At 29.7% G+C, this 13,881-nt stretch carries 16 protein-coding genes; 13 read left to right on the top strand and 3 right to left on the bottom strand.

Annotated elements, in window-relative coordinates:
- Positions 1 to 103: 103 nt before the first annotated feature.
- Genes fldA through CSPT_RS07235 form a run of 3 tightly spaced genes read right to left on the bottom strand, consistent with a single transcriptional unit; the run spans position 104 to position 1,531 of the window.
- A complete protein-coding gene (gene fldA / locus CSPT_RS07245) occupies positions 104 to 595 on the bottom strand; it encodes a flavodoxin FldA (RefSeq protein ID WP_089182976.1) in 492 nt (163 codons plus the stop codon).
- Positions 592 to 1,224 carry a hypothetical protein gene (locus tag CSPT_RS07240; protein WP_089182975.1) on the bottom strand — a complete coding sequence of 211 codons (633 nt, stop codon included), beginning with the start codon at positions 1,222 to 1,224 and terminating at the stop codon, positions 592 to 594. The genes fldA and CSPT_RS07240 overlap by 4 nt, the downstream gene beginning before the upstream one ends.
- On the bottom strand, positions 1,217 to 1,531 hold the full coding sequence (locus CSPT_RS07235; RefSeq protein ID WP_089182974.1) for a DUF2325 domain-containing protein: 315 nt from the start codon (positions 1,529 to 1,531) through the stop codon (positions 1,217 to 1,219). The genes CSPT_RS07240 and CSPT_RS07235 overlap by 8 nt, the downstream gene beginning before the upstream one ends.
- Before the next feature lie 145 nt (positions 1,532 to 1,676).
- Between CSPT_RS07235 and lpxB the strand changes: the two genes are divergently transcribed.
- The 13 genes from lpxB to CSPT_RS07170 all read left to right on the top strand — a co-directional run bounded on the left by lpxB (position 1,677) and on the right by CSPT_RS07170 (position 13,840).
- The gene (lpxB, locus tag CSPT_RS07230; RefSeq protein WP_089182973.1) at positions 1,677 to 2,705 is read left to right on the top strand and encodes a lipid-A-disaccharide synthase; all 1,029 of its coding nucleotides are present in this window, start codon (positions 1,677 to 1,679) and stop codon (positions 2,703 to 2,705) included.
- Between the two features lie 45 nt (positions 2,706 to 2,750).
- On the top strand, positions 2,751 to 3,239 hold the full coding sequence (gene greA / locus CSPT_RS07225; protein WP_089182972.1) for a transcription elongation factor GreA: 489 nt from the start codon (positions 2,751 to 2,753) through the stop codon (positions 3,237 to 3,239).
- Between the two features lie 2 nt (positions 3,240 to 3,241).
- Positions 3,242 to 4,252: an N-acetyl-gamma-glutamyl-phosphate reductase gene (argC, locus tag CSPT_RS07220; RefSeq protein ID WP_089182971.1), complete on the top strand. Its 1,011-nt coding sequence runs from the start codon at positions 3,242 to 3,244 to the stop codon at positions 4,250 to 4,252.
- Positions 4,242 to 4,964: a UDP-2,3-diacylglucosamine diphosphatase gene (locus CSPT_RS07215; RefSeq protein WP_089182970.1), complete on the top strand. Its 723-nt coding sequence runs from the start codon at positions 4,242 to 4,244 to the stop codon at positions 4,962 to 4,964. The genes argC and CSPT_RS07215 overlap by 11 nt, the downstream gene beginning before the upstream one ends.
- A complete protein-coding gene (locus CSPT_RS07210; RefSeq protein ID WP_089182969.1) occupies positions 4,957 to 5,904 on the top strand; it encodes a chemotaxis protein CheV in 948 nt (315 codons plus the stop codon). The genes CSPT_RS07215 and CSPT_RS07210 overlap by 8 nt, the downstream gene beginning before the upstream one ends.
- Positions 5,905 to 5,913: 9 nt before the next feature.
- The gene (locus CSPT_RS07205; RefSeq protein WP_089182968.1) at positions 5,914 to 8,220 is read left to right on the top strand and encodes a hybrid sensor histidine kinase/response regulator; all 2,307 of its coding nucleotides are present in this window, start codon (positions 5,914 to 5,916) and stop codon (positions 8,218 to 8,220) included.
- 4 nt (positions 8,221 to 8,224) lie between these two features.
- Complete coding sequence (locus CSPT_RS07200; RefSeq protein ID WP_089182967.1) at positions 8,225 to 8,728, top strand: chemotaxis protein CheW; 504 nt, start codon at positions 8,225 to 8,227, stop codon at positions 8,726 to 8,728.
- A 1-nt stretch (position 8,729) separates the two neighbouring features.
- Positions 8,730 to 9,356 carry a phosphoserine phosphatase SerB gene (gene serB, locus CSPT_RS07195; RefSeq protein ID WP_089182966.1) on the top strand — a complete coding sequence of 209 codons (627 nt, stop codon included), beginning with the start codon at positions 8,730 to 8,732 and terminating at the stop codon, positions 9,354 to 9,356.
- Positions 9,357 to 9,366: 10 nt separating this feature from the next.
- On the top strand, positions 9,367 to 10,377 hold the full coding sequence (locus CSPT_RS07190; protein WP_089182965.1) for a transaldolase: 1,011 nt from the start codon (positions 9,367 to 9,369) through the stop codon (positions 10,375 to 10,377).
- 7 nt (positions 10,378 to 10,384) lie between these two features.
- Complete coding sequence (locus CSPT_RS07185) at positions 10,385 to 11,602, top strand: type IV pilus twitching motility protein PilT (protein ID WP_089182964.1); 1,218 nt, start codon at positions 10,385 to 10,387, stop codon at positions 11,600 to 11,602.
- Between the two features lie 76 nt (positions 11,603 to 11,678).
- Positions 11,679 to 12,215, top strand: a complete 537-nt coding sequence (locus CSPT_RS07180; RefSeq protein WP_089182963.1) for a 50S ribosomal protein L25/general stress protein Ctc — start codon at positions 11,679 to 11,681, stop codon at positions 12,213 to 12,215.
- Between the two features lie 9 nt (positions 12,216 to 12,224).
- Positions 12,225 to 12,782 carry an aminoacyl-tRNA hydrolase gene (gene pth, locus CSPT_RS07175; RefSeq protein WP_089182962.1) on the top strand — a complete coding sequence of 186 codons (558 nt, stop codon included), beginning with the start codon at positions 12,225 to 12,227 and terminating at the stop codon, positions 12,780 to 12,782.
- Complete coding sequence (locus CSPT_RS07170) at positions 12,779 to 13,840, top strand: LptF/LptG family permease (RefSeq protein WP_089182961.1); 1,062 nt, start codon at positions 12,779 to 12,781, stop codon at positions 13,838 to 13,840. Before pth ends, CSPT_RS07170 begins: the two co-directional genes overlap by 4 nt.
- Positions 13,841 to 13,881: the final 41 nt, after the last annotated feature.

The following is a 13,881-nucleotide window of genomic DNA, read 5'->3' as shown; positions in this document are numbered from 1 at the left end:
ATAAACCAAAATTAAGTATATTAAAATAACCAAAAGACAGCGGACATTTTCGCTACTATTTTCTCTAATTTTATTTTAATATACATTTAAAACCAAATTTAAATTACTCAAAATTTGGTTTTATTAAATTTACCCAATTAGCTATTCTTTCATCTGTTTTATCGTTTTCATTATCTATATCTAGTGCAAGTCCTATAAATTTATTATCTATAACAGCACTGCTTTCATCAAAATTATATTCGCTAGTATCGGTTTGCCCAACTATATTTGCTCCTTTTTCTTTAAAAGTTTCATATAATATTCCCATTGCATTGCAAAATGTATCACTATAGCTTTGTGAATCTCCAGTGCCAAAAAAGGCTGTTGTTTTACCATTAATCTCTAGGCTATCAAAATCAAAACTCTCCCAATCATCTTGAAGTTCCCCGTCATTCCAGGTTGATGAGCCAATTATCAATTTATCAAAAGCATTTATATCACTAGGCTTGATATCGCTTACATTTACTACTTTGCATTCAAGCCCTAGTTCATTTGCGATTTTGTTTGCAACATCTTCTGTATTACCAAGAGTTGAGCCATAAATTATTCCTATCATCTTTTTTCCTTTATTTTAAGATTTGTAAGTGTATATGGCACTATTTTTACGCCCATATAATCACTATTTTGTGCTTTTATTTCTATATGTTTTCTAAAACTTAAATTTCGCGGACAAACTATATATAAATTTTGTAAATTCTGATCTTTTTTTATATCCAAAGCCTTGGCAATATCACATTTTAAAGAATTTAAATTATTTATATCAACTTTTTTATAATTTGTCATTATGCCTAATTTTTCATCTCCATTTTCTATAATTATCAAAGAATTTTTGCAATACACTTTTTTATCTGCATTTTTTGATACAATTTTTCCATGAACAAAATCTCTAAATATTAAATCGAAATTATATTCATTGTGTATAAGTTCTGAGTAAATTTGTGCAGCTTTTAATTTTGGTAAACCAATTGTATTTTTTAATTTTTTGAAATTTTTGGTTTTATATGCTTGTATTATCAAATTTGATTGCAAGCATATATCTTTTGCTTGCGTAAATTTTAGATTTTTTGGATACAAAAGATCATTGGCGTAATGCTCCAAACTTTCCTTTAAGGTTGCAAATTTTGTATAATAAGCCGGCACTTTGCTTTGTGTGGCATAATTATACAAAAAAAGTTTATCACTCATTGCAGTTCTCGCATTCTTTGTTTAAACCAAAGATTTTACAATATTCGCAATAAACATGACTTACGCTTCTTTTTGCACAAACTACTGGAATTTTGCGTTTTTTTGCTTCAGATTTTATTTTTTTCATAGTGTTATGATTTAAAAAACTCGTAAGCATTACCACACAATCTGTTTTAGTTGGAATTGGTTTTCTATTTACTCTGTTTTCATTTCTTGCATCCCAGTGTTCTATCTTATCTGCTCCTAAGTTGTTTAAAACAGCTTTTATTGGCGTTATTTCGTCTGCACCAACTACCAAAACTGACATTTTATCTCCTTTGTATTTGATAATCGTTATTATAAAATACAAAAACTAAATTTATAATTAAACTGATAATAAATATCAAATAACTAAATTATAGCTATTTGCCTAAATGTGATATAATCAAAATAAAAATTTGGATGATATTTTTATGAAAAAGCTATTAGTATCGTGCTTAGAGCCTTCTGCAAATTTGCATTTTAAAGAGGTTTTGAAGTATTTAGAAAATTATGAATTAAAAGGTATTTTTGACCCTAAATTTGGAAATCCTTATATGAGAAGTGAAGAGTTTTCGGCAATGGGTTTTGTAGAAATTGTGCCGCTTATCTTTAAAGCAAAAAAAGCTATCAAAGAGATGGTAAAGCTTGCTAAAGAATGTGATCATGTGTTGTTAATTGATTCGCCTGCTTTTAATATTCCTTTAGCAAAAGCTATAAAAGAAGCCGAAATAAAAACTAAAATAACATACTACATTTTGCCACAAGTTTGGGCATGGAAGCCAAAAAGAGTTAAAAAAGTTGAAGCATATTGCGATAACTTGGCTTCTATTTTACCTTTTGACAATCAGTTTTATACTCGCAGTATTTATGTGGGACATCCGCTTTTAGATGAGATAAATGTGTTTAAAGATAAAGATAAACATTGTAATCAAATAGCATTTTTACCGGGTTCTAGAAGATCTGAAATAAAGCGTTTAATGCCTATTTTTAAAGAGTGTGCAAAAAGTATAAAGTCTAAAAAAGTTCTTTGTGTGCCGCATTTTTACGAAAATAAAGTTGATGAAATTTATGGCGATGTGAGCGAGTTTAGTGTCCAAAGTGGCACTACTGAGATTTTGAAAAATAGCGATTTTGCATTTATTTGCTCTGGAACAGCAACGCTTGAATCAGCACTCATAGGCACTCCTTTTGTGTTGTGCTACAAAGCAAAATCTATAGACGTTTTTATAGCAAAACTTTTTGTAAAGCTAAATCACATTGGGCTTGCAAATATATTTTTTGATTTTATGGGAAAAGAGCAGCTAAATGACGAGTTTATCCAAGATGAAGTAAATGCTAGAAATTTATTAAATTCTTATAAAAATTACAATTTAGATAAATTTATAACAGCATCTAAAGAATTAAGGGAATATTTGCAAAATGGAAGTGCAAAAAATGTAGCAAATTTGATAAATACTTAAAATTTTAAAATCAAATGATATAATAAAACTAAAAAAGGAAAAATTATGACAGAACCAATGACTGCATATGGTTATGAGAAAATTACAGCAGAACTTAAAGATTTAAAAAATGTTCAAAGACCACAAATTGTAAAAGAAATAGACATAGCAAGAAGCCACGGCGATTTAAAAGAAAATGCAGAATATCATGCAGCAAAAGAAAAACAAGCTTTTATAGATGCAAAGATTGCAGAACTTAGCGACATTATAAGTAGAGCAAATGTTATAGATCCTAGCACGTATTCACATGATAGCATTAAATTTGGCTCAAGTGTTAGAATTTTGGATGTAGAAACTGAGCTTGAAAAACATTATACGATAGTTGGCATTAGTGAAAGTGATATTTCTAAAGGATTGATATCCATAAATACTCCTTTAGCAAAACAGCTAATTGGTAAAAAAGAAGGCGATGAGATAACACTTCATTTGCCAAATGGAACAAGCGATGTAGAGATTTTAGAAGTTTGTTATAAGCCTATAAAATTTGAGGATTAAAAATGAAATTTAGAGCTGGTATTATCGGAGTTAGTGGTTATACTGGATTAGAGCTTATTAAAATTTTGCTAAATCATCCAAATTTTGAAATTTCTTATTTGGCTGCTTCTAGTGCTAGTAAAACAGATGAAATTTTTCCACTACTTGATGGCATTTTAGATATGGATATAGAAGTAGCAGATCCAAAGATAGTTGCAAAAAAATGTGATATAGTTTTTTTAGCTCTTCCGCACGAAAAATCTATGTATTTTACCAAAGAGCTTTTATCTTTTAAAGATGTAAAAGTTGTGGATTTATCGGCTGATTATAGGCTTAGTTTAGAGCTTTATGAGAAAAATTATACAGCTCACATTGATAAAGATGGCTTAAAACAAGCGGTTTATGGTTTGGTTGAATTAAATAAAGAAAAGATAAAAACTGCTAGAATAGTTGCAAATCCTGGTTGTTATCCTATTGCTTCGCTTTTAGCCATAGCACCTTTTATAAATTTTATAGATACTAAATTTGGAGTTATAATAGATGCAAAAAGCGGCGTAAGTGGGGCTGGAAAAAGCCTTAAAACTACAAGTCATTTTTGCTCTGTTAATGAAAATATCAATGCCTATAATCCTTTTAAACATAGACATGCAGATGAGATAAAAGAGCGTATTGAAATGCTTTTAAATTCTCAAATTTCGCTTCATTTCATCCCCCATCTTGTCCCGATTACAAGGGGAATGCTTGTAAGTGTTTATGTGAATTTAAAACAAGACATAGACGAAAAAGAAATTTTAAGAGAGTTTTATAAAAACGCACCATTTATTAGGGTAAAAAATGAACCAGTTGTCGTAAAAAATGTAGTTGGAACGCATTTTTGCGATATTTTTGCACAAAAACATGAAAATTTACTTTTTATAAACTCAGCCATAGATAATTTACTAAAAGGTGCAAGCTCTCAAGCTATTGCTAATGCAAATTTAATGTTTGGATTTGATGAAAGTCTTGGACTTCCAAAAATCGCATATGGATTATGAGATAAAAGATGGAGCTATTTTTGTAGCAGATGTTCACATAAATAGTTCAAGAAAGGAATTTATCCGTGTTTTAGAAGATATTTATAGTGGCAAGATAAAGACTAAACAGCTTTTTTTGCTTGGAGATATTTTTGATTTTCTTTCCGATTATGCCGATTTTACCCAGAGTTTTTATGTTTATGAGATAAATTTGATAAATGAAATTTCAAAAACTACTCAAATATTTTTTTTCGAAGGAAATCATGATTTTAATCTTAAAAGAATATTTCCAAATGTTGTAGTTTTTGATATATATTCTCAGCCTGTAAAGTTTAAAGATATCAATAAAAACGATGTTTTGATTGCGCATGGTGATAAGTTTTTACCATTTGTAAGTGCTTATTTGCTTTTAATTCTTAGAAATAAATATTTTTTGACTTTTTTAAATTTTATTGATAGAAAGATTAAATTTAAGATATCAAAATCTATTTTAAAAAGTCAAAATAGTAAAAATTTAGCATATAAAATTAATGATTTTAAATCCGTTTTAATACCTAAAATTCATCATTATAATGCAAATTTAATTATCGAAGGACACTATCATCAAGGCGAAGAACTGATTATTGAAAATAAAAGATATATAAATTTATCTAGTTTTGCGTGTGACCAAAGATACTTTATAGTAGAATACGACTCAAACAAACAATTAAATCTAAGGGGCCATAATGTTTGATAATAGTTCTAAAATGGGCTCTAGTGAGATGGAGCTTGTTGATTTTCGAATCATGAAACAAGGCGAAAAAGGTCCTTATGAGGGAATTTATGGCGTTAATGTAGCCAAAGTTCGTGAAATCATAAAGATGCCAAATCTCACCGAGTTACCTGGAGTTCCAGAATATATAGATGGAATTTTTGATCTAAGAGGTGTTGTTATACCTGTTGTAAACCTTTCAAAATGGATGAATGTAAAAGTTCCAGATGATCTCAAGATAAAACCAAGAGTAATTATCACTGAATTTAGTGATATTCTTATAGGTTTTATAGTTCATGAAGCTAAGAGAATTCGTAGAATTAGTTGGGAAAATATAGAACCTGCAAGTTTTTCATCAGAAGGCGGTGCTTTTGAAAAAGGTAAGATTACAGGTGTTACCAAGATAGAAAATGATGAAGTTTTGCTTATACTAGACCTTGAAAGCATAGTTGAAGAGCTTGGCATATATTCTCCAAAAATGAACTTTAATATAGAAAAAAGAGATATGCTGGATGGATTGTGCTTAATTTTAGATGATAGTTCAACTGCTAGAAAACTTTTAAGAGATTCACTTGAAAAAATGGGTCTTAAAGTAATTGAAGCTAAAGATGGCGTAGATGGTATACAAAAGATGGAAGATCTTTATGAGGCTTATGGGGATGATTTAGAAAAAAATCTCAAAATCATAGTTAGTGATATAGAGATGCCTTTAATGGATGGATATCATTTTGCTTCAAAATTAAAAAATAACGATAAGTTTAAAAATATACCAATTATTTTTAACTCTTCATTAAATAATGAGCAAAGTATTGCTCAAGGTGAGCAAGCCGGTGCTGATGCTTATTTGACTAAATTTGATGCTACTATTCTTTGTAAAGAAGTTTTAAGAGTAGTAAATAAACATAAAAATACTGCTAAATAGGAGAAAACAATGGATGATATGCAAGAAATATTAGAAGATTTTCTCGTTGAAGCATTTGAGCTAGTTGAACAAATAGATCACGATCTTGTAGAGCTTGAGGCTAATCCTGAGGATTTAGAGCTTTTAAATAGAATTTTCCGAGTTGCGCATACAGTAAAAGGTAGTTCGTCTTTTTTAAATTTTGATATATTAACAAGACTTACTCATCATATGGAGGATGTTTTAAATAAAGCTAGAAGAGGCGAGTTAAAAATAACTCCAGATGTTATGGATGTTGTTTTAGAATCAGTTGATGATATGAAAAATCTTTTAGGATCTATTAGAGATAATGGAAATGATACTGCAATAGGACTTGATATAACTGATGTTTGCTCTAGATTGGATCAAATTTCGGGTGGAGATGGTTCTGCTCCAGTGTCTCCTAAAAAAGAGGAAGAAAAACCAAAAGAAGAAGAAAAGGTAGAAGAGCCTGCAAAAGAGGAGCCAGAAGAAGAAGTGGATGTAAATTCTCTTAGTGAATCTGAAGTTGAAGCCGAGATAGAAAGACTTCTTAAAGTTAGAAAGGAAGAAGATAAAGCTAGAAGAGCTCAGAAAAAGGATAATCCTGCTCCAGCTCCTAAGCCAAAACCAGCTCCTAAGCCAGAGAATAAAGACTCTGATTCAAAAGCTGTAGCAGCAAGTAGTTCTACTCAAATGGAACAAACAATTAGAGTTGAAGTTAAAAGACTAGATAATCTAATGAGTCTTATTGGGGAGCTTGTATTAGGCAAAAATAGACTTATTAAGATTTATGAAGATGTAAGTGAAAGATATGACGGAGAGCAATTTTTAGAGGAGTTAAACCAAGTAGTTGCGGCACTTTCTATAGTAACAACTGATATTCAGCTTGCTGTTATGAAAACAAGAATGCTTCCTATAGCAAAAGTATTTAATAAATTCCCTAGAATGGTAAGGGATTTAAGCAGGGATTTGAATAAACAAATAGATTTAGAAATAAGCGGCGAAGAAACAGAGCTTGATAAATCAATAGTTGAAGTTATTGGCGATCCTTTAGTTCACATAATTAGAAATTCTTGCGATCACGGTATAGAAAGCCCAGAAGCTCGTTTGGCAGCTGGTAAACCAGAAAAAGGTGTCATTCAGTTAAAAGCTTATAGCGAAGGCAATAATATAGTTGTAGAAATAGCCGATGATGGTAAAGGAATGGATCCTGATGTATTAAAAGCAAAATGTATGGAAAAAGGATTGATTACAGAAAGAGAAGCCGATGCTATGAGTAACAAAGAAGCATTTGGTCTTATCTTTAAGCCAGGATTTTCAACAGCAGCGCAAGTTACTAATGTTTCAGGAAGAGGCGTTGGAATGGATGTTGTTAAAACCAACATCGAGAAATTAAACGGTATCATAGATATAGATAGTGAATTTGGGCGAGGAACTGTTTTAAAACTAAAAATTCCTCTTACTTTAGCGATTATTCAATCATTACTTGTTGGTTCACAAGAAGAAACATATGCACTTCCTTTGGCTAGTGTTTTAGAAACAGTTCGTGTACCTCTTGACGATATTTATACAATTGAGGGTAAAAATGTTTTAAGACTTAGAGATGAGGTTATATCTCTTGTTAGACTTTCTGATTTATTTAATGTTAAAAAAGTATTTGATGGCGGAGAGCAAACCTATGTAGTTGTCATAGGTGTAGTGGAGAGTAAGATAGGTATCATTGTAGATAATTTAATAGGACAAGAAGAGGTTGTTATTAAGTCTTTAGGTAACTATTTACAAAATATCAAAGGAATAGCAGGGGCAACCATTAGAGGTGATGGTAAGGTAACTCTTATTGTGGATGTTGGAACTATAATGGATATGGCTAAAGATATTAAAATAGACATAAAAGCTGATATTGAAAGTAGCTCTGAAGCTTCTAAAAAAGAAAAACCAAGTGATTATGTTGTTTTAGTAGTAGATGATTCTAAGATGGATAGAAATATTATGAAAAAATCACTTGAACCAATTGGTGTTAGCATTATAGAAGCGGCAAACGGAGTTGATGCATTAAATATTATAAAGACTAGTGAAAAAGTTATTGATGCTGTGCTTATAGATATTGAGATGCCTAGAATGGATGGTTATACTCTTGCTGGTGAGATTAGAAAATATTCTAAATACAAATTCTTACCTCTTATTGCTGTTACTTCAAGAACAAGTAAAACCGATAGACTAAGAGGTGTTGAGGTTGGCATGACTGAGTATATAACAAAGCCATATTCTTCTGAATATTTAGAAAATGTTGTTAGAAAAAACTTAAATATGGAGTAGAGCTATGAGTGATAAATTAAATCAAGTTTTACAGAAACAAAAGAAACAAATAACTGATCCTGCTCAAATAGACAGAGAAGATGAGGTTATACAATTAGTTGGCTTTATAGTTGGGCAAGAAGAGTATGCTGTTCCTATATTAGATATAAAAGAAATTATAAAACCTCTTGATTATACCAGAGTTCCAAGTGTGCCAGATTATATTTTAGGAGTTTTTAATCTTAGAGGAACCGTAATTCCTCTTATAGATTTAAGAATTAAATTTAATTTACCACCTACAAAAGCTACTGATCATACTCGTTTTATCATTATGAAAAATGAAGAAGATATGGCTGGCTTTTTGATAGATAGTTTAACTCAAGCTATAAGAATTAAAAAAAATAGAATAGATACCCCACCAGAAACTCTTTTAAAAGAAAAAGGTGGAATGATATATGGAATAGGAAAAAGAGATAATAATATCTTAACGATATTAAAAGTTGATTCACTTTTAAAGCGTGAGTTTTAGTATGATAAAGCTTTGTGTATGTGATTTTGATTCTACATTAATGGATGGGGAAACAATAACATATTTTGCACAAGCTGTTGGAGCTAGTAAGGAAGTTGGAGATATTACAAAAGAAGCAATGGCTGGTAAAATAGACTTTTATGAAAGTTTTACAAAAAGAGCTTCTTTTTTGAAAGGTATGAAGGAAGATGAGGCAAAAAAAATAGCTTCAAATCTTCCTTTCATAACAGGAGCAAGAGAACTTATCTCGTATCTAAAATCAAAAGGTATAAAGGTTGTAGTTTTTAGTGGCGGGTATCATTTAGCTACAGATATAGCCAAAGAAAAATTAGGTTTTGATGCAAGTTTTGCAAACTATCTTCAAGTAAAAGATGGCATTATTACCGGAAAAGCTGGCGGAGAAATGATGTTTGGATACTCAAAAGGTGTCATGTTAAAAGAGCTTAAATCTTTGATGAATTTACAAAAAGATGAAGTTATGTGTGTTGGAGATGGTGCAAATGATTTATCTATGTTTAAAGAAGCTGGGCTTACATTTGCTTTTTGTGCGAATGAAATTTTAAGAAAAGAAGCAACGCATTGCATTGATATAAAAGATTTGCGAGAAATCATTAAATTTATTAAATAAAAGGTATTTTGTGTATAAAAATAACAATATCAATTTTTCACTATGGTGCGATTTTTTGCAAAGAGATTTTATAAATGGTGAGTTTAAAGAACTTATATCTTCAGACACTATAAATGGTGCTACTAGTAATCCTACGATATTTAAAAATGCTTTTTGCAATTCTAGTGATTATGAAAATGTCATAAAAAGTTGCAAATTTAAACACCCAAAAACTGTTTATGAGATTTTAGCCACACAAGATATAAGACTTGCTGCAGAAAAATTGCTGAAAAATTATGCAAATAATGATGATGGATTTGTTAGTATAGAAGTCGATCCTTGTCTATACGATGATGCCGAGGGTAGCTTTAAAGAGGGTAAAAATTTATATTCTACAATAGGTATGCCAAATGTTATGATTAAAATTCCAGCCACAAAAGCCGGATTTGAGGCTATGAATGAACTTATGAAAAAAGGAATAAATATAAATGCAACTCTTGTATTTTCGCCACAACAAGCACTGGATTGTTTGGATTCTTTTGAAAATGCAACTAACGAGTTTATAAAAAGATTTCCCAAAGCCAATCTTCCACAAGCTGTTATAAGTGTTTTTGTAAGTAGATTTGATAGGCTTTTAGATACTAAAATGAGTGAAAAATCACTGCCAACTTCTCAAATAGGCATAATGAACGCATCAAAAATTTACAATACAATACAAAAGAAAAATTTACCAAATGTTAAAACACTTTTTGCAAGCACAGGTGTAAAAGGAGATAGTTTGCATAAGGCTTATTATGTAAAAGAACTTTTGTATAAAAATTCAATAAATACAGCACCTCTTGAAACTATCAAAGCTTTTGGAGATGTTCATTTTGAAGAAAAAAGCCCATTGAGTGATGATAGTATAGATAAATTTTTTGATGTTGTAAAAAAAGCTGATATAGATATGACTAAAGTTTATAAAGATCTTTTAAACGATGGCATATCATCTTTTGTAAAATCATTTGAAGATATTATGAGTGATTTAAAGAAAAAAATATAGGCTAGCAATGAGCAGTAAATTTGTTGATATAAATGAACTAGATTATAAACAAAGAGATAGGCTTAATGTTTATTTGAAAAAATTAGTTAGTGACAATGGAAGTGATCTTCATTTTAAATCAGGTTCGGTTGTAAGAGGGAGATTTAATGGAAAAATTAAACCAATGTCAGATGAAATTTTTTCACAAAAAGATGGATTAACGCTTGCCAAAGAACTGCTTAGAACCCGTTTTGACGAACTTGTTGAAAAAAAAAGTGTGGATTTTACGTATACGATAAATGAAGATTATAGGTTTCGTGTAAATATATTTTTTCAAATGGATGGAGTGTCAGCTGTTTTTAGAACTATACCAAAAATTCTACCAACTATAGAAAAATTGGATTTGCCGCCTGTTGTAAAAGACATTTGCGATAATATAAAAAGAGGAATCATACTAGTTACTGGAGCTACGGGAAGCGGCAAAACAACAACTTTGGCTAGTATTATCAATAGAATAAATAAGCAAGATAGTTCGCATATAATTACAATTGAAGATCCAATAGAATTTGTTTATAAAGATGATAAGTGTATAGTAAATCAACGCTCAATAGGTCAAGATGCTACGAGTTTTAAAGATGCGCTAAGGGCTGCACTAAGAGAAGATCCAGATGTTATTTTGGTTGGCGAGATGAGAGATTTAGAAACAATAGAAATAGCTATAAATGCAGCTGAAACCGGTCATCTTGTTTTATCAACGCTTCATACTTTGGACGCAAAAGAAACTATAAATCGTGTTATATCGATGTTTCCTATAGAAGAACAAGAAAGAATAAGAATGAGCTTTGCTTCGGTTTTAGGGGCTATAATATCACAAAGACTTATACCAACAAAAGACTCTAAAAGAGTTGCCGCTGTTGAAATTCTTATAAATAATCATCGTGTAAAAGAAAAAATTCTTGATAAAAAAGATCAAGAAATTTATGATGTTATAAAAGAAAGCAAAAATACTCTTGGAATGCAAACTTTTGATCAGCATTTACTTGATCTGTTTAACGCTGGAGTTATAACAGAAGAATCAGCTTTAGAAAATTCTACAAAAAGAGATAATCTTAAAATTTTACTTAAAAATGCAAAACTTGCTAAAGTTAGTTCTAATTTATATACGAATGATAAAGAATCTATTAAAGAAGCTTATGAAAAAGCTGGATATTCTCTTCCTAAAATAAAATCAACTTCTGATGATTAAAAATTAAATTTATAAAATATTAAATGTTTTTTAGATAGAATCATAGTTTATTTTTATTTTATATCAAGGAAAAATGATGTTAGAAGGTATTGTTAGAGAGAGTATCGATAAAAAGTCTACTAAGACTTTAAGAAGAGATGGTTATCTAATTGCCAATATTTATGGCAAGGGATTAGAAAATATTAACGCGGCTTTTAAAGTAAATGATTTTATAAAAGAGCTTCGTTCTAAAGATAAGCTTGCCTTTGAAGTAAAAGTTGGCTCTAAAACTTTGAAAGTTGTTGTTGTTGATTATCAAAAACATCCAGTTACTAATGAGCTTAAACATGTTGATTTAAAAGTTGTTTTAGACGGCGTTGAGTCAAAATACTTAATACCTATAAAAATTTCAGGAACACCGATAGGTCTTAAAAATAAAGGTGTTTTGGTAAATTATAAAAGAAAACTAGCTGTTAAATGTGTTGGTGAAAATTTACCAAATTCATTTGATTTAGATGTAAGTGATCTTGATGTTAATGATAATATTTTAGTTAAAGATGTTAAAATTCCTGATGGTGTTACTATGCTAGAAAGTGCTAATATCGCAATAGTTGGAGTAACAACAGCTAATTAAGGATAAATTTTGATCTTAATAGCAGGACTTGGAAATCCGGGTATTGAGTATGCTAATACAAGGCATAATATAGGATTTATGGTAATAGATGCTATTTTAGATGAATTAGATTGCGAAAAGATATCAAATACAAAATTTAAAGGCGAACTTTATAAAAAAGGTTCGCTTCTTTTTTTAAAACCTATGACTTTTATGAACCTTTCTGGGCAAAGCGTAAGTGCTGTTAAAAATTTTTATAAAATAGATAGAGTAATTGTTATACATGATGATTTGGATCTTAAGCTTGGAAGGCTTAAATTTAAAAATGGTGGAAGCAGTGGTGGACACAACGGCATTAAATCAATAGACACATCCATAGGAATAAATTACGATAGGATTAGAGTTGGAATAGGAAGTGAGCTTAAAAAAGACACAATAGATTTTGTTTTGGGAAAATTTTCTCAAAAAGAACAAGAGTGTGTAAAAAAGATTATTTCCATAACAAAAGATGCCGTTTTAGAGTTTGTTAATCAAGATATAGATAAAATATCTCAAAAATACTCTTCAAAAAAAGGCTTTTGCGATTGAAAATTTATGCTAAACATATAGCTTATGTATATTTTAAATATTTTTTGATTATATTTATAGCTTTAGAGCTATTTTATGCCGGTATAGATATTTTAACAAATTTAAAAAGATTTCCAGAAAGTGCAAATTTACAGCTTATATACTTTTTTCTTACAACTTTGATTGCCCTAAATTATATTTTACCACTTAGTCTTGTTTTTGCTTTTATTGCTACATATTTTAATATGATAAGAAATAATGAACTTGTAAGTTTTTATGCTCTTGGTATAGATAAAAATAGGGTTATCATGCCTACTTTTTTAGTAGCATTGATTGTTACTTGTAGCTATATAGCTTTAAATTTTACAAATTTTACCTACATAAAAGAGTATAGAAAAAACATCGCATCATCATCTTTTATGCCTCAAAATTTAGATGAAAAATTTGTAAAGTATGATGGAAAATATATTTATATAAGTAGGTTAAATCCTATAACTAATGATGCTAAGATTATTAATATTTTTGATGTAAATGATACAAAGCTTTTAAGCATAGTTTCTGCTAGTAGCGGTAAATTTGATGGAAAAATATGGAATTTAGAGGATGTAAATATAACAAATTTACCATCAAATTTAGAATTTATGGCAAAAGGTTTTGAAGTGCAACATTTAGAAAATTTAGAAACACTTAAAAAATTTAGACCAAAAACTATAGAAAATATTTATGAAAGCGACACACCGTATTCCATAAATGACGCACTAGATGCGATAAAAACATTTAAAAATGAAGGTATAAATATAAACTCACTCAAAGTTTCTTTGTATAATTCCATATTTTTTCCTCTTTTTGCACCTATAATGGTGCTTATATTTTACTACTTTTTACCATCTACATATAGGTTTTTCAATCTTGCTTTGCTTGGTTTTATTTTTGTTGTTGCAACGCTTTGTTGTTGGGGAGTATTGTATGTTTTGATTAGATTTTCTCAAAATGGCGTTATACTTGCAGAACTAGGCGTAGTTTTACCTATATTTTTACTATTTTTATTTGCCATAAAACTTTATTTTTCAAATCGTTAAAACTCTTTTTTATATAAAATTAAGTATAATCTCTAAATTTA

Source organism: Campylobacter sputorum subsp. sputorum (genome assembly GCF_008245005.1).
GTDB classification, from domain to species: domain Bacteria; phylum Campylobacterota; class Campylobacteria; order Campylobacterales; family Campylobacteraceae; genus Campylobacter_F; species Campylobacter_F sputorum.
Note: the sequence above shows the minus strand (reverse complement) of the source record. Positions and strands in the feature narration are given on the sequence as shown.

Bases quoted from the DNA above. Each gene is read 5' to 3' on its own strand.
- CSPT_RS07180 (WP_089182963.1), top strand. From the start codon at position 11,679: ATGTTAGAAGGTATTGTTAGAGAGAGTATCGATAAAAAGTCTACTAAG.
- CSPT_RS07235 (WP_089182974.1), bottom strand. From the start codon at position 1,531: ATGTCAGTTTTGGTAGTTGGTGCAGACGAAATAACGCCAATAAAAGCT.
- lpxB (WP_089182973.1), top strand. From the start codon at position 1,677: ATGAAAAAGCTATTAGTATCGTGCTTAGAGCCTTCTGCAAATTTGCAT.
- fldA (WP_089182976.1), bottom strand. From the start codon at position 595: ATGATAGGAATAATTTATGGCTCAACTCTTGGTAATACAGAAGATGTT.
- serB (WP_089182966.1), top strand. From the start codon at position 8,730: ATGATAAAGCTTTGTGTATGTGATTTTGATTCTACATTAATGGATGGG.
- argC (WP_089182971.1), top strand. From the start codon at position 3,242: ATGAAATTTAGAGCTGGTATTATCGGAGTTAGTGGTTATACTGGATTA.
- CSPT_RS07215 (WP_089182970.1), top strand. From the start codon at position 4,242: ATGGATTATGAGATAAAAGATGGAGCTATTTTTGTAGCAGATGTTCAC.
- CSPT_RS07185 (WP_089182964.1), top strand. From the start codon at position 10,385: ATGAGCAGTAAATTTGTTGATATAAATGAACTAGATTATAAACAAAGA.
- CSPT_RS07210 (WP_089182969.1), top strand. From the start codon at position 4,957: ATGTTTGATAATAGTTCTAAAATGGGCTCTAGTGAGATGGAGCTTGTT.
- CSPT_RS07205 (WP_089182968.1), top strand. From the start codon at position 5,914: ATGGATGATATGCAAGAAATATTAGAAGATTTTCTCGTTGAAGCATTT.
- CSPT_RS07240 (WP_089182975.1), bottom strand. From the start codon at position 1,224: ATGAGTGATAAACTTTTTTTGTATAATTATGCCACACAAAGCAAAGTG.
- CSPT_RS07200 (WP_089182967.1), top strand. From the start codon at position 8,225: ATGAGTGATAAATTAAATCAAGTTTTACAGAAACAAAAGAAACAAATA.
- greA (WP_089182972.1), top strand. From the start codon at position 2,751: ATGACAGAACCAATGACTGCATATGGTTATGAGAAAATTACAGCAGAA.